We start from the raw sequence: 21,843 nt of genomic DNA, 5'->3' as shown, positions 1-21,843 counted from the left end.
AGGCAATCAGATGACGAAAAACCAGTTGGCGATCAGCATTACCGCCACGCCGGCGACCAGCGTCAGATAGGGCAGCATGCCCGCCTTTTTCACCGAGAGGTCCGCTCCCGCCATGCCGAGGTCGGCCAGCATGTGGTCGGGGAACTTGCCGCCGTCCTGGATGTAATGGCGGAAGCAGAACACCGGGATGATCAGCGCCGCGGTGATCAGCCCGGCCCACAGCGCCATCGGGTTCCACACCTTGGCGCCGGCGCCCATGAAGATCGCGTTGACATAGGCGAAGATCGCCCCGATCCCCAAGAGCCACGTCGGGGCCTTCCATGGCCGCGCGATATGGCCGTTGTCGATGCGATGGATCCAGCCGGCATTGAGGTTGAGGAAGTTGAAGATGATGTAGCCGCAATTGGATACGGCGAGAATGAAGAAGAAGCTCGTTGCATCGGCCGAGGCGATCGCCAGCACGATCAGGTTGAAGCACAGGTCGGTCCACATCGCCCGCGTCGGCGCGCCATGTTCGTTGACGTGGCTGAGGTAGCGCGGCAGCCAGCCGTCGACGGAGCCCTGATAGAGCGTGCGCGAGGAGCCGGCCATAGCCGTCATGATGCACAGCACAAGCGCCAGGATCATCAGCATCACCAGCAGGCTGTGGATAAGCCCGCCGCCGCCGACCATGCCGGCGAGAGCATCCGCCACGCCTGAGCCGTCGACGATAGGCGTCGCCAGCATGCCGTTCAACCCGAGCACGCCCTGGAAGGTGAACGGCACCAGGATGAACAGCAGCATGCAGAGCAGGCCGGAATAGAAGATGGCCTTAAAGGTGTCGGTGCCGGGATTCTTGAACTCGGACGTATAGCAGACGGCGGTCTCGAAACCGTAGGTCGACCAGGCGGCGATGAACATGCCGCCGAGCACCAGCGTCCAGCCGGCGATGTTCCAGGCGCCGGGCTCTGGCGCATACGCGGCCGCTAGCGGCACCAGCGGCGAAAAATTCGCCCAGTTGATCTGGCCGGTGAAGATCGGCACGACGCCGACGATCAGCATCGGGACGATGACCAGCAAGCCGATATATTTCTGCACATTGGCGGTGCCCAGGATCCCGCGATGCTGGATCGAGAAGATGATCAGCATCAGCACCGCGCCGATGAAGAAGGTGGCGTTGAAGGTGAAGGACACCGGACCCAGCGTGTGGCTGAACGCCGACCACGTGCGGATCGCCGGGGTCGCCGCCGCGGTCACCGCGGTAATGGCGTCGGCGGCGCTCGTTCCGACATGCGCCGCGATATAGGCGGCGACCTCGGGCGACGTGTCGGTAAAGATCGGCACCGGCGCCAGCGCATTGAGGATATAGGCGGCGGCGATCGAGCAGCCGAGCGAGAGCACCGGCGACCAGGCAAACCAGTTGCACCATACCGACAGCGGCGCGATGAACTTGGAGTAGCGCAGCCAGGCGGTGGCTCCGTAGATCGAGGCGCCGCCCGACTTGTTCGGGAACAGGCCGGCGATCTCGGCATAGGTGAAGGATTGCAGGAAGCCCATGACCATGGACACCGTCCAGATCAGGAAAGCGAGCGTCCCGGTCGTGCCGGCGATGCCGCCGATCGAGAACAGGACGAGGGCCGGGACGCCGCTCGCCACCCAGAAGGCGCCGCGCCAGTCGATATGCCTGAGCAGCTTGCTTTCGGCAGGCTGGTCCAGGACCGTGCTTATCGTGCTCATGTCGGTGAATTCCCCTTTTTGATGTTCCCCGCCGGCGACGCCCCGACTTTGCGAAGCTTGCTCCCCGGCCAATATCGCCGCGACTTCAGTGTTTCCACTCAGTCGTATTTTTTTCTTAAGAGTGAAGATTGATCCGGCGCGCTTTCACGTCAAGCGTTTTGTCGCGCCGTGCACATCACGCTTGTGGGCGGGCGCACAAATGTGCCTCGCGGCGCCGCCAGCGACATCCCGTATGCCCGGAAGGCCGCGATCAGGAACGCGGCCTGGTCTTTTGCGGATCGTAATGGGCGAAGGCCACGACTCGTGCCGGCAGCCGCTTGGCATGGCCGTCGAGCTTGCCGATTTCAACCTCGGTGCCGATAGCCGCATGGGTGACGTCGAGCCGCGCCAGGGCGATGGTCTTGTTCAGCACCGGCGAGCGCATGCCCGAGGTGACGACGCCGATCTGGGCGCGGCCGATATGCACGCAGTCGCCATGGCCGACCGCGACATTGGCATCGATGTCGAGCCCGACCAGTTTGTTCTGCGGGTTCTCCTTGCGCCGGATCAGCGCCTCGCGGCCGATGAAGTCGTCGGTCTTGGTCTTCAGCGGCACGGTGAAGCCGATGCCGGCCTCGAACGGATCGGTCTGGTCGGAGAATTCGTAGCCGGCGAAGATCAGCCCGGCCTCGATGCGCACCATGTCCAGCGCCTGCAGGCCCATCGGCTTCAATCCATGTGGCTGGCCGGCGGCCCAGATCGCCTCGAAGACCTTTTCGGCGTCGCGCGGATGACACCAGATCTCGTAGCCGAGTTCACCGGTATAGCCGGTGCGTGAGACGACGACCGGAACGCCATCGCCGCCGCCGATGCGCGCGACGGCGAAGCGGAACCATTCCAGTTCCTTGATCGACGGCTGCAGCGGCGAGGTCCAGATCACCTCCCTCAGGATGTCGCGGCTCTTCGGCCCCTGCACGGCGATATTGTGCATCTGGTCGGTGGACGAGCGCACCAGCACGTTGAGGCCGAGCTTTGTCGCCGTCTCGCGCAGCCATTCGCCGGACAGATCGTCGCCGCCGATCCAGCGGAAATTGTCCTTGCCCAGCCGCAGCAGCGTGCCGTCGTCGATCATGCCGCCATGCTCGTAGCACATGGCGGAATAGACGACCTGGCCGACGCCGAGCTTCTTGACGTCGCGGGTCAGCGTGTATTGCAGCAGCGCTTCGGAATCCGGGCCGGTGACCTCGAATTTGCGCAGCGGCGACAGGTCCATGATCACCGCGTCCTGCCGGCAGGCCCAGTATTCGGCGATCGCGCCTTCCTTGGCGAAGGAGTTGGCCAGCCAATAGCCCCTGTACTCGACGAAGTCGCGTGTGTGCTTGGCAAAGCTCTGATAAAAGGAGGTCTCGCGGGTCATTTTCGGTTCCGAATCGGGCGTCATGCGTCTGGCGATCGCTCGCGAGAATTTGTGCTGGCCGGAATAGGTGCGCACGTGGATGTCGGTCAGGTCCCAGCCATTGGCCGGCGTCGTGTCGTCGGGGCAGGCGGAGGAGACGCAGACGATGTCGGTCAGCGCCCGAAGCAGCACATAGTCGCCGGCGCGCGACCATGGCTCGTCGGAGACCATGACGCCATGCGCGTCGATCGCCGTGTTGAAGAAGAAGTTGATCGCCATCCAGCCGGCGCGTGGCGTGACGCCCTTGTCCGACAGCGCGCGGTTGAAGTTCTCCGAGCAGTTGGGATGGCCGGGATAGCCGATATCGTCGTAATATTTGGCCGCGCATGCGAGCGCGAAGGCGTCGTGCCGACCGCATGTGTCCTGCACCACTTCGACCAGCGGCTCCATGTCCTGGTCGTAATATTTCGAGTGCAGCCCCGGCATCGGGTAGCTCGCGCCCATCAGCGTGCGTGTCGTCGTCACATCGAGCGGATGGTCGAGGCCCTTGTCGAGCTTGCGTGCCGAAAAACACTGGAAGTCGGTGCACTGGCGGCCATCGACGTCGATGATCTGGAGATAGTCGCCGGCTTTGACGAAATAGGACTCCGCCGTCGCCGAATGGACGCGCAGGTCGAGCACCGGATCGGCCAGCGGGTCGGCAAGCCGCGACTTCGAAGCCGGGCGGATCGTGGCGCGGCGCACGATCACGGCAAGCGGCGTCGCCGTGTCGTGGCCATCGACCAGCATCGGCCCGCCCGGCGCGGCAATCAGCAGCGCGCCGTCGCGTACGACAGTGAAACCCTGTTCCGTGCCTGCCGGTGTTGCGCCCCCGAACACGCGCACCGCCTTGGCCTGGTCGAACTGCACCTGCCGGCGCGCGAGCCCACGCCGCAGGGACGCGAGGCTGTCGTCGCCCTCGGCAAGCAGCGCCTTGATACCGGCGGCATTGCTGTTGGATTTTTCCCCGAGAATGGAGGGATCGGTCGCACCTGTCCCGTCCCACGCCAGCAACTCGCAAGCCTGGCCGCCCTCGACATTGCGCACCGTGATCGTATCACCGGCCTCGACCTCGACCAGCACCGCACCATTGCCTTGAACCGTATAGCGCTCCATACCCGGCGGCAGCGCGATCTGCCCGGGCCGCAGGATCAGGCTCGGCCGGGGCGGTCCGGATGCGACGGCAGGGTAGGGTGACTGGCTCATCTCAGCCTTGCGGTTCGAGAAACAAGTTTGCCTGTGTGTAAAATTATTTTAGCAGCAAGAATAGCAGTGGGGTGGGATTTGGCAAGGCGGAGCGTCCTTCTTCTTCCTTCTCCCCTTGTGGGAGAAGGTGGATCGGCGGGCAGCGCCGAGACGGTTGAGGGGTGTTCCAGCGGAGTGAGACGTTGGCGTTCCCTGGAACACCCTCATCCGACCTCGCTTCGCGAGGCCACCTTCTCCCACAAGGGAGAAGGAAGACGCGTCGAGGCTACACCAATTCCTCAGAGTGGCTAGTCTTAACGCCATATTCCGCAGCCGAGTCCAGGATCGTGTGCCACAGGCTCTCGGCGAAGGTCGCGAACACAAGCAGATTGAACACCGCCTGTCCGTTTCGATCCTCCCCGCGCCAGAGCGTGACGCTGGTGTGATCCATCGACGTTGCGGCGGCTGCGCCGACGGGGAATGCCTCCGGGTGCAAATCGATCGACGACAATTTCGCCAGCATCTCCCGCGCTTTGCCGCCGTAAATGCTGATCAAGACTCGCGCATGCGATTGATCTGAAAGCGACCCTGAGGCCGCAAAGGCTTGGGCGAGCTTCTCGATCCCGTGCCTGCCGCCCTGCGACAGCACGAAAAACTGATCCGGTCCCGACCAGATCAGCGTTGCGTCCGCCGTCTGCACCGCCTTCGGTGCTTCCGGCGCCGCAACCCCAAAGCGCGCCTTGGCGGCCTTGGCCATCTCCGCCCCCTTGCCGCGCCGGGCCATCACCTGGACGAGATCGAAATTGCGGGTCTCGCTCAGCGACACGCCGGCATCGCCACGTGCACCATGGGGTCCGGCGACCAGCACGCGGTCGAGCGGGCTTTTGATATCCCAGGAAAACTCAGCCACGCTGGCGCCCTCCATCCGGATCGTAGAAGACGGGGTTGCAAAGTTCGGCGTCATACTCTTCGCCGCGCAGCGGGTCGTGCGCGCGCACGATCTCGCCGATGCGCTCGCGGCCGCGCTCGACAAGCGCCAGCCCGATCCACTGGTCCAGCGTCGGCGAGAAACAGACCGAGGTGACGTAGCCCTGGTCGTTGCCAGGGCCAGGTGTCTGCCCCTTCGGGATTATGTGCGCACCGGGGCGCAGGCGGCGCGCCTTGTCGGTCGGCTTGATGCCGACGACGACCTGCCGTTCCGGCGCGACCAGCGCCTCGCGGCCGGCCATGACGCGGCCGATGAAATCCTTCTTGGTCGACATCATCTTGCCCAGGCCGAGGTCGGCGGCGGTGGTGGTTCCGCTTAGTTCCGGTCCGGCGACATGGCCCTTCTCGATGCGCATGACGCCGAGCGCCTCGGTGCCGTATGGCGTCACGCCGAACGGTTTGCCCGCAAGCATCAGATTGCGCGCCAGTGCCTCGCCGTAGCGCGCCGGCACGGAAATCTCGAACGCCATCTCGCCCGAGAAAGAGATGCGGAACAGCCGCGCCTTGATGCCGCCGCGCAACGCCACTTCGCGCGCGCCCATGAACGGAAAGCCTTCGTTGGAAAGGTCCTCGGCCGGGTCGACGATCTCTTTCAGCAGGTCACGGGTCTTCGGCCCGGCGATGGAGAACTGCGCCCATTGGTCGGAGACCGAGGTCAACTGCACGTCGAGTTCGGGAAACAGCACCTGCCGGCAGAATTCCAGATGCTGCATCACCAGCCCGGCCTTGGCGGTGGTGGTGGTGAGGAAGTAATGATCCTCGGCCAGCCGCGACGTCGTGCCGTCGTCATAGACGATGCCGTCCTCGCGCAGCATCAGCCCGTAGCGCGCCTTGCCGACGGCGAGGTTGGAGAAGGTGTTGATGTAGACGCGGTCGAGGAAGGCGCCTGCATCGGGGCCGTGCACGTCGATCTTGCCGAGCGTCGAGACATCGCAGAAGCCGACGCCGGAACGCACCGCCTTGACCTCGCGGGTGACGGATTCCAGCCAGTCCTTCTCGCCCGTGCGCGGATACCATTGCGCGCGCTTCCACAGGCCGGTGTCGACGAAGACGGCACCCTGTTCGGCGGCCCAGTGGTGCGAAGGCGTCAGCCTTGTGGCGTGGAAAGTCTCGTCGCGGTGATGGCCGGCAAAGGCGCCGATGGCGACCGGCACATAGGGCGGGCGGTAGATCGTCGTGCCGGTCTCGGGAATGGACTTGCCCGACACCGCCGCCATGATGGCAAGGCCGGCGACGTTGGAGGTCTTGCCCTGGTCGGTCGCCATGCCGAGCGTCGTGTAGCGCTTCAGATGCTCGACCGATTCAAAGCCCTCGCGCTGCGCCAGCTCGATGTCGGAAGCGGTGACGTCGTGCTGCTGGTCGACGAACGCTTTGCCCTTGCCGGCGACATGCCAGAGCGGCGTCAGCGAAAAGGCTTCGTCGTCGGCGATCGGCACCGAGCCGGAACTGCCGCCGCGTCCGGCATCGTGCGCCGCGGCACTGCCCGCTGCAAACCCTTCGCGCAGGCAGGCGCCGAGGCCGAAGGCGCCGTTGGCTGCACCTGCCGCCGCCATGCCGGGAGGCGCGCCATCCGGCACGAAAGCGGCGATGTCGTCGCGCCATTTCGGCCGGCCGCGATGATAGGAGGTGAGCCCGACCGCCGGGTTCCAGCCGCCGGAAACGGCAAGGCCGTCCGCTTCCACTTCGGCTCGCGCGCCGCCGGTGAGAGAGACGGAGATCTTCCGCACACCGTCCTTGCCGCCGTCCACACGGCTGACGGCGCCATGCAGCACCGGGAAACCGCTCTTTGAGGCGAGTGAGCGATGGGCCGGCGACACGTCGGGCCGTGCGTCGATAACCGCCGCGATCTGCAAGCCCGCGCCGAGTACTGTCTCGACCGTGCGCCAGCCATCCTCGTTGTTGGTGAACAGCGCGATGCGTTTCGCAGGAGCGGCGGCATAGCGCGCGACATAGGTCCGCATCGCCGAAGCCATCATCACGCCGGGCGTATCGTTGCCGGGAAAGACGACCGGCCGCTCGATGGCGCCGGCCGCGACGACGCAACGCCTGGCCACGATCCGCCACATGCGCTGGCGCACCTGGTGCTCGGGCGGCGAGGGCAGATGGTCGTTGATCCGCTCGATCGCGCCATAGGTGCCGCCATCATAGACGCCGAACAGCGTCGTGCGGGTCATGATGCGGACATCAGGCATTGCGTCGAGCTCGGCCAGGGTCCGCGACAGCCACTCGGCCGCAGGCAGTCCGTCGATCGTGCCGCCATCCGACAGCAGTCGGCCGCCGGGGACAAAATCCTCTTCGCACAGGATGACGCGGGCGCCGGAGCGGCCGGCGGCAAGAGCTGCCGCAAGTCCGGTCGGGCCGGAGCCGGCGATCAGCACGTCGCAATGCGCCCAGGCCTTGTCGTAATGGTCGGGATCGGCAACGCCGGCCGCGCGGCCGAGGCCCGCGGCGCGGCGGATCGCCGGCTCGTAGATCGCTTCCCAGAATTTCGCCGGCCACATGAAGGTCTTGTAGTAGAAGCCGGCGACGAAGATCGGCGCGAACAGCTGGTTGACCGACATCACGTCGAAATTGAGCGACGGCCAGCGGTTCTGGCTGGCGGCCTCGAGCCCTTCATAGAGCTCGGCTGTGGTTGCCTTGGTGTTCGGCTCGCGCCGCGCGCCGCTGCGCAGTTCGACCAGCGCGTTCGGCTCTTCCGAGCCCGCCGTCAGAATGCCGCGCGGGCGGTGGTATTTGAACGAGCGGCCGACCAGCTTGACGCCGTTGGCAATCAAGGCCGAAGCGAGCGTGTCGCCCTCGAGGCCGAAAAAAGTCTTACTGTCGAAGCGGAAGCTGAGCGGCGCCGAGCGGTCGATCAGGCCGCCAGTTGGGAGGCGATGGGATTGGCTGGAACTCACGATTGCCGGCCTTCCGTCGATTGGGACTCTATCGCAGAGGGCGCGCTGCCCCTCATCCGCCTGCCGGCACCTTCTCCCCGTATAGGGACGGGGAGAAGGGAGATAGCCGCAACGCCGGCTCTCATCTTGCGACGCCGGTGATTGGCGAAACCGTTGGCGATAGCGTCCCTCTCCCCGTCCCTATACGGGGAGAGGATGCCGGCAGGCAGGTGAGGGGCGGCGCCGGGTTGGCAGAAAGTGCTCATTTCGCAACCTGCCTCGCCCCGGCGCCCGCCGCTGGCTCCACCGCCGAAATTTCGTGCGTCAGCGTGTTGCGGGTGACCTTCAGCCACGCCCGGCAGCCGCCGCCGTGGTACCAATTCTCGTCCATCACGCCGGCGACATTGTCGCGCAGGTAAACGTAGTCGAAGACATCGTCCTCCGAAGCGCCAGCCTCCGGCCGCACCGGCTTGGCGTCGCCGAGATAGGTGAACTCGCCGAGTTCGCGTTCGCCGCAGAAGGGACAGGTGATGCGCATGACGGGCCCTTCAGTGCAGGTTCGGTTGGGCACCCTGGCCCTTTTCGTCGATCACGGCACCGGACCTGAACCGGTCGAGGCGGAACCTTGCAGCCTCCTCATGCGGCGTGTCGCGGGCCAGCAGATGGGCAAAGACAAGGCCTGAGCCCGGCGTCGCCTTGAAGCCGCCATAGCACCAGCCGGCATTGAGATAGAGCCCGTCGACAGGCGTCTTGTCGATGATCGGCGAGCCGTCCATCGACATGTCCATGATGCCGCCCCACTGGCGCAGCAGGCGCACGCGGCCGATCATCGGCATCAGCGCCATGCCGCCTTCGCAGACGTCTTCCATCACAGGCAGGTTGCCGCGCTGGGCATAGGAATTGTAGCCGTCTATGTCGCCGCCGAACACCAGGCCACCCTTGTCCGACTGGCTGACGTAGAAATGGCCGGCGCCGAACGTCATCACATTGGGGATGAGCGGCTTGATCGCCTCGGAGACGAAGGCCTGCAGCACATGGCTTTCGATCGGCAGGCGCAGGCCCGCCATCGCGGCAACGCGCGAGGAACTGCCGGCGACGGCCATGCCGACCTTGCCGGCGCCGATCTTGCCGCGCGAGGTCTCGACGCCGGTCACCTTGCCGTTGGCGTCTCTGACAAAGCCCGTCACTTCGCAATTCTGGATGATATCGACGCCGAGCGCGCTCGCCGCATGGGCATAGCCCCAGACCACGGCGTCATGCCGCGCCGTGCCGCCGCGCCGCTGCAAGAGCCCGCCTTGCACCGGAAAGCGCGCATTGTCGTAATTCAGGAACGGCATCATCTTCTTGACCGCGGCAAGGTCGAGCAGTTCGGCATCGATGCCGTTGATGCGCATCGTGTTGCCGCGCCGCGCATAGGCATCGCGCTGCGCATCGGAATGGTAGAGATTGATGACGCCGCGCTGGCTGACCATCGTGTTGTAGTTGAGGTCCTGCTCCATCCGCTCCCACAACTTCATCGACAATTCGTAGAAGCCGGTGTTGCCGGGCAGGCCGTAATTGGAACGAATGATGGTGGTGTTGCGGCCGGCATTGCCGGAGCCGATCCAGCCCTTTTCAAGTACGGCCACATTCCTGATGCCGTACTCGCTGGCGAGGAACCAGGCGGTGGCCAAGCCGTGGCCGCCGCCGCCGATGATCACCACGTCGTAGCGGTCTTTCGGGTTGGCGTCGCGCCAGGTGCGCTGCCAGTTCTTGTGGCCGGAAAATGCGGCGCGGGCGAGCGAGAAGATCGAGTATTTCATAAAGTCGTTCCGAGGCCGCTCGCGTCGCGCTGGAGGTCAGATGTCCAGCGTGTGGTCGCGCTCCCATTGCGTGAAGTGCGAAGCATAGGAATTCCATTCCTGGTGCTTTAGCTTTAGATAAGCCGACGAGAATTCCTCACCCAGCGCCGTCTTGAGCGATTTGTCGTTGTCGAACTCGCGCAACGCGTCGAGCAGGTTGAGCGGCAATTTCGGCGCGCCCTCCACCGTGTGACCGTGCTGGTACATATCGATGTCGTAGCGCCTGCCCGGATCGGCCTTGGAGCGGATGCCGTCCAGCCCTGCGGCGATGATGACGGCTTGCAGCAGATAAGGGTTGGCCGCGCCGTCAGGCAGGCGCAGCTCGAAACGGCCGGGGCCGGGCACGCGCACCATGTGGGTGCGGTTGTTGCCGGTCCAGGTCACCGTGTTCGGCGCCCAGGTGGCGCCCGAAATGGTGCGCGGCGCGTTGATGCGCTTGTAGGAATTGACGGTCGGGTTGGTGATGGCGGCGAGAGCAGAGGCATGTTTCATGATGCCGCCGAGGAAGTGCTTGCCCTTGGCCGACAGGCCGAGCTCCATCGAATTATCGGCAAAGACATTGGTCTTGCCTGATTTGTCCCACACCGAGATATGCGCATGGCAGCCATTGCCGGTCAGTCCCTGGAAGGGCTTGGGCATGAAGGTGGCGCGCAGGCCGTGCTTTTCCGCGATCGACTTGACCATGAATTTGAAGAAAGAATGCTTGTCGGCGGTCGCCAGCGCATCGTCGAAGGCCCAGTTCATCTCGAACTGGCCGTTGGCATCCTCGTGGTCGTTCTGGTAGGCGCCCCAGCCGAGCGCCAGCATGTGATCGCAGATCTCGGCGATGACGTCGTAGCGGCGCATCAACGCTTGCTGGTCGTAGCATGGTTTCGACGCCGTATCGTATTCGTCGGAGATCGTCTTGCCGTCGGGCGAGATCAGGAAGAATTCCGCCTCGACGCCGGTCTTGACATGCATGCCGTCGCTAGCGGCTTCCGCGACCAGTCGCTTCAGCGTGTTGCGCGGTGCCTGGTCGACCTCCTTATCGTCCATGATGCAATTGGCGGCGACCCAGGCGACCTCAGGTTTCCAGGGCAGTTGGATAACCGAATTCGGATCCGGCACCGCCAGCATGTCGGGATGTGCCGGCGTGAGGTCGAGCGAGGTAGCGAAACCGGCGAAGCCGGCGCCATCCTTCTGCATATCTGATATCGCCTGCGCCGGCACCAGCTTGGCGCGTTGCCCGCTGAACAGGTCGGTGTAGGAGATCATGAAATATTTGACGTTTTTCGCCCTTGCGAACTCTGCAAGATCAACTGTCACGGAAGTTCCCCATTTTTTGTCGGTTGTTGGCCCTAGAGCATATGGCCTTCGGCCCTTTGTTGATCAGAAGCCGTTCTTCCCCGGTATCCAGTTGGTGCCGGCCAGCGGCACGCCGGCCATCGCGGCGGCCTCGATCGTGAGCGCGACGAGATCCTCGGGTTCGAGATTGTGCAGGCTGTTCTTGCCGCAGGCACGCGCAATGGTCTGCGCCTCGAGCGTCATCACCTTAAGATAGTTGGCAAGTCGCCTGCCGGCTGCGACGGGATCGACCCGCTTCATCAGTTCGGGATCCTGCGTGGTGATGCCGGCGGGGTCGCGGCCCTCATGCCAGTCGTCATAGGCGCCTGATGTGGTGCCGAGCTCGTTGTATTCCGCCTCCCAGCGGGGATCGTTGTCGCCGAGCGCGACAAGGGCAGCCGTGCCGATCGAGACCGCGTCGACGCCGAGCGCCAGCGCCTTGGCGACATCGGCGCCGTTGCGGATGCCGCCCGAGACGATCAGCTGCACCTTGCGATGCATGCCCAGATCCTGCAGCGCCTGCACCGCCGGCCTGATGCAGGCGAGCGTCGGCTGGCCGACATTCTCGATGAACACTTCTTGTGTGGCCGCCGTGCCGCCCTGCATGCCGTCGACGACGACGACGTCGGCGCCGGCCTTCACCGCAAGCGCGGTATCGTAATAGGGGCGGGCGCCGCCGACCTTGACGTAGATCGGTTTTTCCCAGTCCGTGATTTCGCGCAGCTCCAGGATTTTGATCTCGAGATCGTCCGGTCCGGTCCAGTCGGGATGGCGCGAAGCCGAGCGCTGGTCGATGCCCTTGGGCAGCGTGCGCATCTCGGCGACACGGTCGGAGATCTTCTGTCCGAGCAGCATGCCGCCGCCGCCGGGCTTGGCGCCCTGGCCGACGACGACCTCAATGGCATCGGCGCGGCGCAGATCCCGCAAATTCATGCCGTAGCGCGACGGCAGATATTGGTAGACGAGTTGCTTGGAATGGCCGCGCTCTTCCTCGGTCATGCCGCCGTCGCCGGTCGTGGTCGAGGTGCCCGACAGCGTCGCGCCGCGCCCGAGCGCTTCCTTGGCCGGGCCCGACAGCGAGCCGAAGCTCATGCCGGCGACAGTGATCGGGATCTTCAGCTCGATCGGCTTCTTGGCATGGCGCGAGCCCAACACGACTGATGTGTCGCAGCGCTCGCGATAGCCTTCGAGCGGGTAGCGCGAGATCGAAGCGCCAAGGAACAGAAGGTCATCGAAATGCGGCAGCTTGCGCTTGGCGCCGGCGCCCCGGATGTCATAGATGCCGGTGGCCGCGGCGCGGCGGATCTCGGAAAGCGTGTAGTCGTCGAAAGTCGCGGATTTGCGCGGCGTCGTCGGCGGGTTGCGATAGGTCATGCTGCCTCAATACGCGTCGGCGTTGTCGATATTGAAATTGTAGAGCGTGCGGGCCGAGCCGTAGCGCTTGAATTCAGACGGCTTGACGCCGGTGACGCCGGCGCGATCGAGCAGGCCTTGCAGGAGTTCGAGGTGTTCGGGCCGCATTTCCTTGGCGATGCAGTCGGCGCCCAGGCTGTCGACCTTGCCGCGCACGAACAGCCGTGCCTCGTAGATGGAATCGCCGAGCGCGTCGCCGGCATCGCCCAGCACCACCAGATTGCCGGACTGCGCCATGAAGGCCGACATATGGCCGATATTGCCGTGCACGACGATGTCGATGCCTTTCATCGAAATGCCGCAGCGCGAGGACGCATTGCCCTCGATGACGAGCAGCCCGCCTTTGCCGGTGGCGCCGGCATACTGGCTGGCGTCGCCTTTGACTGTTATCGAGCCCGACATCATGTTTTCGCCGACGCCGGGTCCCGCCGAACCATGCACGGTGATGGCACTGCCGGAATTCATGCCGCCACAGTAATAGCCGACGCTGCCGCGCACATCGATGCTGACCGGCTGGTCGACGCCGACGGCGACCGAATGGCTGCCCTTCGGGTTCAACACTTCCCAGGCGGTCTCGTTCGAGCCTGGCGTCAGATTGTGCAGTGCCTGGTTGAGCTCGCGCAGCGACATCTGGTCCAGGTCGAACACCCGGGAGGCATGGTCGCTTGCCGCCGCGGTTGAAAGTTTCGTTGCCGGCATGAACTCAATGCTCCCAGAAATAGACGGTTGCGGGTTCCGGTTCCCAGACCCTCGCATTGTCTATGCCGGGCAGCTTGGTCAGCGCGCGATATTCCGAGCCGAAGGCGACATACTGGTCGGTCTCGGCCATGACGGCGGGCTTGCAGGCGATCGGGTCGCGCACCACGCCGAAGCCGTTCTTGGTGCCGACGACGAAGGTGAAGAAGCCGTCGAGATCGGAGAGGGTGCCTTCCAGCGCTTCGCCGAGGTTCTTGCCATGCGCCATCTGGGAGGAGAGATAGGCGGCCGCCACCTCGGTGTCGTTCTCGGTCTCGAACGTCATGCCTTCGCGGACCAGTTCGCGGCGAACGTTGTTGTGGTTGGAGAGCGAGCCATTGTGCACCAGGCACTGGTCGGCGCCGGTCGAGAACGGATGCGCGCCCATCGTCGTCACCGCCGATTCCGTCGCCATGCGGGTGTGCCCGATGCCATGCGTTCCGGTCATCGCGCGGATGTCGAAGCGGTCGACCACAGCCTCGGGCAAGCCGACTTCCTTGTATATTTCCACGGCTTCGCCGGCGCCCATGATGCGGATGTCGGGCCTGAGCGACTGGATGGTCTCACGCGCCGCATCGACCTTTTCGGGCGTGGTCCTGATGACGGCATGCGTCGATTTTACCGTGACGCCCACCGGCGCGCCGAGCGCCTTGGTGAGTTCGGCGTCCAGTCCACGGAAATCACGCTCCGGCTTCGGCGACTGGATGGTGATCTTGGCCTCGTTGCCGGACGGCGCGCCATAGATCGCGATGCCGGCGCTGTCGGGGCCGCGATCGCTGAGCGATACCAGCATCTGCGACAACATCGCACCGAGCTGCGGCTCCAGCGCCTTGTCCTTCAGGAAAAGTCCAACGATTCCGCACATGCCAGCCTCCAGACCCTTTGTAGCTAAAAATGATGTATCGAATGAGTTCGGGGAATTCAATTGGTATGAAAAAAATATTCCTCTGGTTACGCGTCGTGTTTTGTCCCCTCCGGCGGCCCATCGCCTTGCCGGCGCATGGAATGGGTCCATTTGGCGGTCCGGATGCGTGCCATCTTGTAGGCGTCGAGGATCGACAGCGCATAGATCAGGAAGCCGCCGGCGTGGCGGCCGATAAAACTGGCGTCGGGGGGCGCGATTTTCGCCGTCACCCAGGCCAGGATGACCATGAAGAAAAGAAACTGCAGGCCGCGCGTCGGAACGCCAAGCATGACGTGTCCGCTGCCCGGCAGCAGGGTTGCCGCGCCCAGGACGATATATGGGCTGGTAGGTCCGGGAGAGGGGGTTGCGCCGATCATGCCGCTTTCCGTTCGTTCCTGTTGATCGCGTCGCGCAGTCCCGAAAGGGATACGAGCAGCCGCGAGATCAGCGCCGGGTCGATTTGCGCGTCACCGAAAGCGGCTTGCCGGAAGACACCGTAGCGGGCCCGCTCGGCTTCGGCCAGCAGCCAGACGATACGCACGCCTTTTGGCGTGATCAGAAGCTCCTTGGCGCGTCCTTCTGAAAAGGGTTCCAGATGGTCGGCGATGATGGTTTGCGGGAAGCGCACGCCTCTGCGGTCCGTTCGAAGCACCGCCTCGGCGGGAAAGCCGGGCGCCTTCGGCAGGGTGTGGTCGAGATGGTCGAAATTGGAGAATGTCGTCGGCGAGCCCGGCCGCATCATCATGTCGAAGGTGCCGGGCACGGCTGTTTTCTCCGTTATCGATACGCTGAGCCAGCGCGCCGGCAGCTTTCTCGTCGCCAGCGTGTCGACGATGGTGCGCAACTGCACGCGCTGGCCCTTCCACGAGCCTTCCCACGTAATGACGCCGGCAGTACCGTCCGAGACATCTTCTGCGTCGGCAATGACGGCGCGGATGCTGGCCTGGTCGGCGGCGCGCGCCACGGCAGCCCTGTTGCGGCTGCGGCGTGCCAGCCAGGCAAAGTGCAGGACGAGAGCCAGGACAGCCGCCCCGGCAAGCAGTGCTGACGTCACCTCGGACATTTCGTCATGCCAGGCCCGCCCACTTTGGACGGGCCTACTCCCATCAATAGCCCTGCGGTTTCGGCCACGGCATGGTGAACTGGTCGCCGCGCCGCACGAATTTGTAGCGGTAGAAATGGAACCACAGCGAGATCAGGAAATAGAACGCGACCATGGCGATGAGCTGCGAGCCGAAGCCGAGGAAGATGGCGAAGAAGGTCACCACGCACAGGCAGAACAAGACGATCGCCGGCAGCGGGTGGAAGGGATGCGTGTAGCCGCGGCGGATGGAGCCCAGCGGCCACTTCTTCCGGAACATCATGATGTTGATGCTCATGAACGTATATTGCAGCACGCCAGACAGGATCGAGAAGGTAATCGCCTGGTTGAGGTCGGCGATGAAGGCGAAGGCGAGCGCGATCGGCAGCAGGAACAGGATCGAGCGGTAGGGTGTGCGGTATCTCGGGTGCACCGCCGAGAACCAGCTCGGCAGGTAGCGATCGCGCCCGAGCGAGAACCAGGCGCGCGCCGCGTCGTTGATGCAGCCATTGGCGGACGCCAGTGCGGCAAGCAGCGTGGCGATGAACAGCAGGTTTTCCAGCAGCGGGCTGCCGGTCAGCTTGCCGGCGTCCCACAGCGGATAATAGGTGATGCCGAGATATTCCCAGGGCATCAGCGAGGCGCAGACATACCAGGTCATGGCGGCGGCGATCAGAAGCGTGATCATGCCGGCCATCGTGCCATAAGGTAGCGAGCGCGCGGGCGAGCGCACTTCCTCGGCCGCCTGCGTGGTGCCCTCGATGCCGAGATAGTACCAGATGCCGAACTGGAAAGCGGCGATGACGCCGATCCAGCCATAGGGCAGCGCATTGTCCGGGGTAACCAACTCGTTGAGCTTCAGCACCGCGCCTTGCGTCCACGGGCTGACCGAGAAGAACAGGATGACGATAGAGATATAGGCGATCGCGGTGATGACGAAGTTGACGTTGAGCGTCATCAGCACGCCGCGATAGTTGAGCCATGCCAGGACAACGATGGTGGCGGCGATGAAGGAGTTGTGGGTGAGGCCCTCGACGCCCGCCTTGGCGACGATCGTGTCGCCGAGCAGGATGGCGTCCGACACTTCGAGCATGGTGTAGGCAAAGACCAGGAACAGCGCGACGTTGAAGGCCATCAGCGGCCCGACGATGTGCTTGGCCTGCGCATATTGGCCGCCCGCGGCGGCGACCGTCGACGTCACTTCGGAATCGATCATGGCGACCGAGGTATAGAGCAGCCCGACGATCCAGCAGACGATCAGCGCGGCAAGCGCGCCGCCCTTGTCGGCGGAGAAATTCCAGCCGGTGAACTCGCCGACCAGGACGATGCCCACACCCAACGCCCAGACATGGGCCGGGCCAAGCACCCGAAGCAGCGAGACCCTGTCGCCATTTGTTGCCGAACCCGCAGTTTCAACCACGACCGTCATCGATCAATCCCCACTCAGATCCGGTGTTTTTCGGAAACGGCTTCAAGTTCGCCTTCGCGCGAGGACGTCAGCACATCCTCGGAGTAGGTCGTATCGACCTTGAACCAATCGTAGAGCATCCACAGCGCAAGCACGATCGAGATGCCCCAGCATGCGTAAGAGAGCGCTATCCACATGGTCTTGTCCTCGGACTATTTCTCGTCGAACTTCTCGTTGATGACGTCGCGATATTCACGGTCGGATGCCCGGAACAGGAACACGAAATAACCGATCAGCACGGCTGCCATGACAACAAGCGTCGGCCAGTCGATGATGTAGTGGAAACGGTTCTGGATGATGTCGTGCGCGGTCTCGGGCGTATAGCCGAGCCTTTCCCAGATCGACGCCATGGTCGGGTTCTGGCCGAGCGCCTCCCAGGTCTTGGCGTCGAGCGCATCGATGGACTTGGCAGCTCCCGCCAATCCCAGTTTCAGCGGCAGCCACAGCGCCACGAAGATGGCGACCACGACGACGGCGATATCGAAGACCTGCCCGGCCTTGCTCTGTTGCGGCGGCGTGTAGCGGGACATGCTTCTCTCCCCCTCAGGATTTGCGGTTGCGGTCGTAGTTCTTGATGTCGAGCCCGTAGATGAACTCCTTGTCCTCCTTGTAGTGGTTGACCATGGCCAGGATCGCCGCCGTGTTGAAGATCAGCACCGCGGCGGCGGCAATCGCGACGACGGCCTTGATGCCGTCATGCGGGATATGGGGCCATGTCATGAAGAGGACGAAGAGGATCGTCGCCCACAGGCAGATGATCAGGAGCGCGGATCCGCGCAAGTCGGAACGGTACAGCGCCTCGATGCGCTGCTGCAGGTCTGACATCGGTTTTCCCCTTTTTCGACGTCCGGTTCCGAATCCACCGTCCGTCGTTCTCTTTCAAGAGAGTGAAATTTTTTTCATAAATTCAGACCGAATTCGGAAATTGTCAAGACGAATTTACGCAGAGTTAACCGCCTTGTTCGGATGACGAATTTTGCCTGACAATGAAATTATTTGCTTTCAGGGGATTGCAGGCCTCCCGCGTTTGCGATCAATATTCGCTCAAAGCTCCAGCCCGCGCGCACAGGAGCAGGGAACATAATCAAAATATCGGACGGAGGATCGGATGACGGCATCCTGGAGATTTTCAACCCTGGCGGATCGCCATCGCGCGCTGGGTTCGAAACTCGAAGACTGGAGCGGCATGGGCACCGCCTGGACCTACGACAAGGACGCCGACGAGGAATACATCGCCATCCGCACCAAGGCCGGGCTGATGGATGTCTCGGGCCTGAAGAAGGTCCACATCACAGGCCCGCACGCCTCGCACCTCATCGATCTCGCCACCACGCGCGATGTCGAAAAAATCTATCCCGGCAAGTCTGCCTATGCCTGCATGCTCAACGAGGCGGGAAAGTTCACCGACGACTGCATCCTCTACCGCACCGGGCCGAATAGCTGGATGGTGGTGCACGGTTCGGGAACCGGCCATGAAGAGCTGCAGCGGGCGGCGATGGGCAGGGACGTGTCGCTGCGCTTCGACGACAATCTGCATGACCTTTCGCTGCAGGGGCCGGTGGCGGTCGACTATCTTGCCAGGCACGTGCCGGGCATTCGCGACCTCAACTATTTCCATCACATGCAGACGCAGCTCTTCGGTTTTCCGGTGATGATCTCGCGCACCGGCTATACCGGCGAGCGCGGTTACGAGATCTTCTGCCGCGGCCAGGATGCCGGCACGATCTGGGACAGGATCCTCGACGAGGGCAAGAGCGCCGGCATCATCCCGTGCCGCTTCACCACGCTCGACATGCTGCGCGTCGAGAGCTATCTCCTGTTCTATCCCTACGACAACTCGCAGAAATATCCGTTCGAGAATGAAGGCCCCGGCGACACGCTGTGGGAACTCGGCCTCGACTTCACCGTCAGCCCGGGCAAGACCGGCTTTCGCGGCGCCGAGGAGCACTACCGTCTCAAGGGCAAGGAGCGCTTCAAGATCTATGGCGTGTTGCTGGACGGCAAGGAGCCAGCCGACGAGGGCGCCCCGGTCTATCGCGATGGGAAGAAAGTCGGCGTCGTCACCTGCGCCATGTATTCGCCGCTGGTCGAGAAATCGATGGGCATCGCTCGCCTCGACGTCGACTGCGCCGTCAAGGACACAAGGCTCGAGATCCGCAACAGGAGCGGATCGATCAAGGCGACGGCGCAGCCATTGCCGTTCGATGACCCAAAGAAGACCAAGCGCACGGCGAAAGGCTGAGGCATAGTCGAAGGCGAGGGTTCGAGGCACGAAGCAGAGAATGGCAGCCAAGTCGATCATCAGCCGGCCCGTCTACGGAACCTTGTCTCCGCAGCCCGGCAAGCACCATCTTTTCATCGCCGATGCCGAGGGTGCGCTCGCGATAGCGGACATGGCCAAGACGGCTCCAGACGGGTTCTTCGGCGGTGCCGAGATCGTCTTCATTCCCGGGTCGGACGACAGGCATGTCGCCGCTCTCGAAGCGCTGAAACCGGCGCGCTTCCACCAGGCGCCGTCCTTCGCCAGCCTGCTGCCGCGGCTGAAACAGACGCTTGATAACGCGCATATGGGCCTGCGCCTCTATCTCGCCGGTACCGAAGGGCTGATCGGCCAGGCCATGCAGGTGGCGCTCGAAGCCGGCATCGACCACACCGCGATCCAGACCGAACATCGCGGCTCGCTGGCGCGCCGCGTGCAGTGCGTGCATTGCAAGGGCATCACCGAGAATGTAACGACGCAACCCGCCACCTGCTCGCATTGCGGCCTGCTGCTTCTGGTGCGCGACCACTATTCGCGGCGGCTGGCGGCGTTCCAGGGCGTCTGCATCAATGCCGAGGACCGCAGCGAAATTCCTCCGGTCGAGGAGGTCTTCCGATGAGCACCGGCACCACCAAGCTCGACGTCGTCGTCAGCGATGTCGTCCCGGTCAACGAACTGGTCACCCGCTTTCATTTCCGCCGCCGTGACGGCGAGCTGTTGCCGACCTTTTCAGGCGGCGCCCATGTCGTGGTCGAGATGCGCGACGGCGACCGCACAAGGCTCAATCCCTATTCGCTGATGGGCTCGCCGCTCGACACGCGCGAATACACGATCTCGATACGCCGCGACGATGTCGGCCGGGGCGGCTCGCTGTTCATGCACAGATCCGTCAGGCCCGGGCTGGAGATGGTGATCTCCTATCCCGTCAATCTGTTCTCGCTCGATCTCAGGGCCAAGAAACATTTGATGCTGGCCGGCGGCATCGGCATCACGCCCTTCATGGCCCAGACCGCGCAGTTGGCGGGCGAGGGCGGCAATTTCGAACTGCACTACACCTGCCGCACGGCGTCGCTCGGTACCTATGCCGATGTGCTGCAACAGCGCTACGGCCGCCGGGTCCGGCTCTATCACGACGATCGTGGGGAACGGGTCGATCTCGACCGGCTGCTATCGTCGCAGCCGCTCGGCACGCATCTCTATGTCTGCGGTCCGGCCGGCATGATCGGCTGGGTGCGCGAGCGCGCAGCCGCGCTCGGCTGGCCACCGGAGACCGTGCATTTCGAGCATTTCGCGGCGCCACAGCCGGGATTGCCTTTCGACGTGACGCTGGCCATCAGCGGCAAGACCATCCGCGTCGGCGAGCAGCAGAGCCTGCTCGAGGCGATCGAGGCGGCCGGCGTCGATCCACCCTATCTTTGCCGCGGCGGGGTCTGCGGTCAGTGCGAGACCAACGTCATCTCGTCCGACGGCAAGTTCGTCCACAACGATCACTGGCTAAGCGAGGAAGACCACCGTTCCGGCTGCAAGATCATGCCCTGCGTGTCGCGCTTCGAAGGCAAATCGCTGGTCTTGGAAAGATAGGAGGCGAGCTTGGGCATCACCTTTCGCAAGGAAACATTCCGCGACGACTTCACCTTCAGGAACAGCCCTGAGCACATCAGGCGCTTCCCGTTTCCGTTCCATGAAGACAGCTACATGTATGCGGTCAACATCGAGCCGCATGTCGTTGGTCCGAAAGGCAGCGTGCTGGAAAACCTGATCGACGTCGACGAGCACTATGTCGCCGAGATGCAGGACCGTGCTCTGGTCCTGGCCGAGGATCCGCTGCGTTGCCAGTCGCTACCGCACATGACGCTTGCCGGCTGGGACCTGCTCGAACTTCTGATGGAGCAGCAGGCGCTGGGCTATCCCGAGCATTTCACGCTGACCCGAGACGGCGATCGTTGGCGCTGGATCAACCGGCCGCTCGGCATCGACGACACCTTCACCTTCGGCGACACCTCGACTTTGCCTTACGGGCCGATGGAATACATCACCCGCCAGAGCCAGGGCGATTTCTGCATCCTCGACCAGCGCGACGGCAATCTTTGGATGGATGCCGGGATGGTCACCACCCAGGCCGACTGGTCGCTCGACTTCGACATCGGCATGAACTTCTTCGAGTGGCACGCGCCGGTGCCGTTGGCGCATGAGAAGGGGATTTTCGTCAGGGCGCTGAAGTTCCTCACCAACATCCAGCAGGGCAAGCCGGCGCGTCGCCTGAACTGGACGATGACCATCAATCCGCGCCTCGACACCAGCCCCGAGAATTATCACAAATGGGGTCCGGACCGCGCGACGGTGACGCCCGACAATGTCGGCGACAAGGTGCATCTGCGCGTCGAGTTGCAGAGCTTCTGGCGCCTGCCACGCTCCAACGCCATCGTCTTCCCGATCCGCTGCTACTTGATCAAGATGGACGAGCTGGTGACGCAACCGAAATGGGCCCGCCGCCTGCACCGCGTCATCCGCGACCTGCCCGAGGAGCTTGCCACCTACAAGGGGCTGACACGCTACCGCCCGACACTGGTCGAGTGGCTGTCGAAGTTGGATGATGGAAGTGCGACGTCACCGGGGTTTGGGCCGGACTGAAGGCACCGC

20 protein-coding genes are annotated in these 21,843 nt (G+C 63.7%); 4 read left to right on the top strand and 16 right to left on the bottom strand.

The annotated features are described in order from the left end of the window. Positions 1-6 precede the first annotated feature (6 nt). The 16 genes from LB533_RS05990 to LB533_RS05915 all read right to left on the bottom strand — a co-directional run bounded on the left by LB533_RS05990 (position 7) and on the right by LB533_RS05915 (position 17,768). Positions 7-1,716, bottom strand: coding sequence for an APC family permease (locus LB533_RS05990; protein WP_140638571.1), 1,710 nt, complete (start codon positions 1,714-1,716; stop codon positions 7-9). Positions 1,717-1,966: 250 nt separating this feature from the next. Beyond that, entirely contained in the window at positions 1,967-4,336 is a 2,370-nt protein-coding gene (locus LB533_RS05985) for a DUF1989 domain-containing protein (protein WP_140638572.1), read from the bottom strand. A gap of 265 nt (positions 4,337-4,601) precedes the next feature. After that, positions 4,602-5,279: a sarcosine oxidase subunit gamma gene (locus LB533_RS05980; RefSeq protein WP_224556897.1), complete on the bottom strand. Its 678-nt coding sequence runs from the start codon at positions 5,277-5,279 to the stop codon at positions 4,602-4,604. Continuing rightward, the gene (locus tag LB533_RS05975; protein WP_224676862.1) at positions 5,218-8,199 is read right to left on the bottom strand and encodes a sarcosine oxidase subunit alpha; all 2,982 of its coding nucleotides are present in this window, start codon (positions 8,197-8,199) and stop codon (positions 5,218-5,220) included. The genes LB533_RS05980 and LB533_RS05975 overlap by 62 nt, the downstream gene beginning before the upstream one ends. Before the next feature lie 241 nt (positions 8,200-8,440). Then, positions 8,441-8,716, bottom strand: a complete 276-nt coding sequence (locus LB533_RS05970) for a sarcosine oxidase subunit delta (RefSeq protein ID WP_140638576.1) — start codon at positions 8,714-8,716, stop codon at positions 8,441-8,443. Positions 8,717-8,726: 10 nt separating this feature from the next. Further along, positions 8,727-9,980 carry a sarcosine oxidase subunit beta family protein gene (locus LB533_RS05965; protein ID WP_140638577.1) on the bottom strand — a complete coding sequence of 418 codons (1,254 nt, stop codon included), beginning with the start codon at positions 9,978-9,980 and terminating at the stop codon, positions 8,727-8,729. 36 nt (positions 9,981-10,016) lie between these two features. Continuing rightward, the gene (glnT, locus tag LB533_RS05960; protein WP_140638578.1) at positions 10,017-11,324 is read right to left on the bottom strand and encodes a type III glutamate--ammonia ligase; all 1,308 of its coding nucleotides are present in this window, start codon (positions 11,322-11,324) and stop codon (positions 10,017-10,019) included. 63 nt (positions 11,325-11,387) lie between these two features. Continuing rightward, on the bottom strand, positions 11,388-12,716 hold the full coding sequence (locus LB533_RS05955; RefSeq protein ID WP_140514697.1) for an FMN-binding glutamate synthase family protein: 1,329 nt from the start codon (positions 12,714-12,716) through the stop codon (positions 11,388-11,390). A 6-nt stretch (positions 12,717-12,722) separates the two neighbouring features. Next, entirely contained in the window at positions 12,723-13,454 is a 732-nt protein-coding gene (locus LB533_RS05950; protein WP_140551135.1) for a GXGXG domain-containing protein, read from the bottom strand. A 4-nt stretch (positions 13,455-13,458) separates the two neighbouring features. After that, a complete protein-coding gene (locus LB533_RS05945) occupies positions 13,459-14,355 on the bottom strand; it encodes a class II glutamine amidotransferase (RefSeq protein ID WP_140638579.1) in 897 nt (298 codons plus the stop codon). Between the two features lie 86 nt (positions 14,356-14,441). Further along, a complete protein-coding gene (locus LB533_RS05940; protein WP_140638580.1) occupies positions 14,442-14,771 on the bottom strand; it encodes a hypothetical protein in 330 nt (109 codons plus the stop codon). Next, the gene (locus tag LB533_RS05935) at positions 14,768-15,457 is read right to left on the bottom strand and encodes a hypothetical protein (RefSeq protein WP_181169301.1); all 690 of its coding nucleotides are present in this window, start codon (positions 15,455-15,457) and stop codon (positions 14,768-14,770) included. The genes LB533_RS05940 and LB533_RS05935 overlap by 4 nt, the downstream gene beginning before the upstream one ends. A 43-nt stretch (positions 15,458-15,500) precedes the next feature. After that, positions 15,501-16,904 carry an APC family permease gene (locus LB533_RS05930; RefSeq protein WP_140638581.1) on the bottom strand — a complete coding sequence of 468 codons (1,404 nt, stop codon included), beginning with the start codon at positions 16,902-16,904 and terminating at the stop codon, positions 15,501-15,503. A gap of 14 nt (positions 16,905-16,918) precedes the next feature. Beyond that, positions 16,919-17,080 carry a hypothetical protein gene (locus LB533_RS05925; protein ID WP_140638582.1) on the bottom strand — a complete coding sequence of 54 codons (162 nt, stop codon included), beginning with the start codon at positions 17,078-17,080 and terminating at the stop codon, positions 16,919-16,921. Positions 17,081-17,095: 15 nt separating this feature from the next. Beyond that, positions 17,096-17,473, bottom strand: a complete 378-nt coding sequence (locus LB533_RS05920) for a hypothetical protein (RefSeq protein ID WP_140497873.1) — start codon at positions 17,471-17,473, stop codon at positions 17,096-17,098. A gap of 13 nt (positions 17,474-17,486) precedes the next feature. Then, positions 17,487-17,768: a hypothetical protein gene (locus LB533_RS05915; RefSeq protein ID WP_140497875.1), complete on the bottom strand. Its 282-nt coding sequence runs from the start codon at positions 17,766-17,768 to the stop codon at positions 17,487-17,489. A 283-nt stretch (positions 17,769-18,051) separates the two neighbouring features. Between LB533_RS05915 and LB533_RS05910 the strand changes: the two genes are divergently transcribed. Genes LB533_RS05910 through LB533_RS05895 form a run of 4 tightly spaced genes read left to right on the top strand, consistent with a single transcriptional unit; the run spans position 18,052 to position 21,834 of the window. After that, positions 18,052-19,185, top strand: a complete 1,134-nt coding sequence (locus tag LB533_RS05910) for an aminomethyltransferase family protein (RefSeq protein ID WP_140638583.1) — start codon at positions 18,052-18,054, stop codon at positions 19,183-19,185. A 40-nt stretch (positions 19,186-19,225) separates the two neighbouring features. Then, entirely contained in the window at positions 19,226-19,822 is a 597-nt protein-coding gene (locus tag LB533_RS05905) for a dimethylamine monooxygenase subunit DmmA family protein (RefSeq protein ID WP_140638584.1), read from the top strand. After that, positions 19,819-20,784: a PDR/VanB family oxidoreductase gene (locus tag LB533_RS05900; RefSeq protein ID WP_140638585.1), complete on the top strand. Its 966-nt coding sequence runs from the start codon at positions 19,819-19,821 to the stop codon at positions 20,782-20,784. Before LB533_RS05905 ends, LB533_RS05900 begins: the two co-directional genes overlap by 4 nt. Before the next feature lie 9 nt (positions 20,785-20,793). Beyond that, the gene (locus LB533_RS05895; RefSeq protein WP_140638586.1) at positions 20,794-21,834 is read left to right on the top strand and encodes a heme-dependent oxidative N-demethylase family protein; all 1,041 of its coding nucleotides are present in this window, start codon (positions 20,794-20,796) and stop codon (positions 21,832-21,834) included. The last annotated feature ends 9 nt before the right edge of the window (positions 21,835-21,843 follow it).

Origin of the sequence: Mesorhizobium sp. BR1-1-13, assembly GCF_020165515.1 — a bacterium.
In the GTDB taxonomy this organism is placed as follows: Bacteria; Pseudomonadota; Alphaproteobacteria; order Rhizobiales; family Rhizobiaceae; genus Mesorhizobium.
The sequence above is the reverse complement of the archived record's forward strand: the minus strand, read 5'-3'. Positions and strand labels throughout refer to the sequence as shown.

What these genes read in the sequence shown, in the direction of transcription:
- LB533_RS05980 (WP_224556897.1), bottom strand. Translation starts at nt 5,279, where the DNA reads ATGACGCCGAACTTTGCAACCCCGTCTTCTACGATCCGGATGGAGGGC.
- LB533_RS05915 (WP_140497875.1), bottom strand. Translation starts at nt 17,768, where the DNA reads ATGTCAGACCTGCAGCAGCGCATCGAGGCGCTGTACCGTTCCGACTTG.
- LB533_RS05900 (WP_140638585.1), top strand. Translation starts at nt 19,819, where the DNA reads ATGAGCACCGGCACCACCAAGCTCGACGTCGTCGTCAGCGATGTCGTC.
- LB533_RS05935 (WP_181169301.1), bottom strand. Translation starts at nt 15,457, where the DNA reads ATGTCCGAGGTGACGTCAGCACTGCTTGCCGGGGCGGCTGTCCTGGCT.
- LB533_RS05940 (WP_140638580.1), bottom strand. Translation starts at nt 14,771, where the DNA reads ATGATCGGCGCAACCCCCTCTCCCGGACCTACCAGCCCATATATCGTC.
- LB533_RS05990 (WP_140638571.1), bottom strand. Translation starts at nt 1,716, where the DNA reads ATGAGCACGATAAGCACGGTCCTGGACCAGCCTGCCGAAAGCAAGCTG.
- LB533_RS05965 (WP_140638577.1), bottom strand. Translation starts at nt 9,980, where the DNA reads ATGAAATACTCGATCTTCTCGCTCGCCCGCGCCGCATTTTCCGGCCAC.
- LB533_RS05945 (WP_140638579.1), bottom strand. Translation starts at nt 14,355, where the DNA reads ATGTGCGGAATCGTTGGACTTTTCCTGAAGGACAAGGCGCTGGAGCCG.
- LB533_RS05985 (WP_140638572.1), bottom strand. Translation starts at nt 4,336, where the DNA reads ATGAGCCAGTCACCCTACCCTGCCGTCGCATCCGGACCGCCCCGGCCG.
- LB533_RS05930 (WP_140638581.1), bottom strand. Translation starts at nt 16,904, where the DNA reads ATGACGGTCGTGGTTGAAACTGCGGGTTCGGCAACAAATGGCGACAGG.
- LB533_RS05920 (WP_140497873.1), bottom strand. Translation starts at nt 17,473, where the DNA reads ATGTCCCGCTACACGCCGCCGCAACAGAGCAAGGCCGGGCAGGTCTTC.
- LB533_RS05970 (WP_140638576.1), bottom strand. Translation starts at nt 8,716, where the DNA reads ATGCGCATCACCTGTCCCTTCTGCGGCGAACGCGAACTCGGCGAGTTC.
- LB533_RS05950 (WP_140551135.1), bottom strand. Translation starts at nt 13,454, where the DNA reads ATGCCGGCAACGAAACTTTCAACCGCGGCGGCAAGCGACCATGCCTCC.
- LB533_RS05955 (WP_140514697.1), bottom strand. Translation starts at nt 12,716, where the DNA reads ATGACCTATCGCAACCCGCCGACGACGCCGCGCAAATCCGCGACTTTC.
- LB533_RS05925 (WP_140638582.1), bottom strand. Translation starts at nt 17,080, where the DNA reads ATGTGGATAGCGCTCTCTTACGCATGCTGGGGCATCTCGATCGTGCTT.
- LB533_RS05905 (WP_140638584.1), top strand. Translation starts at nt 19,226, where the DNA reads ATGGCAGCCAAGTCGATCATCAGCCGGCCCGTCTACGGAACCTTGTCT.
- LB533_RS05910 (WP_140638583.1), top strand. Translation starts at nt 18,052, where the DNA reads ATGACGGCATCCTGGAGATTTTCAACCCTGGCGGATCGCCATCGCGCG.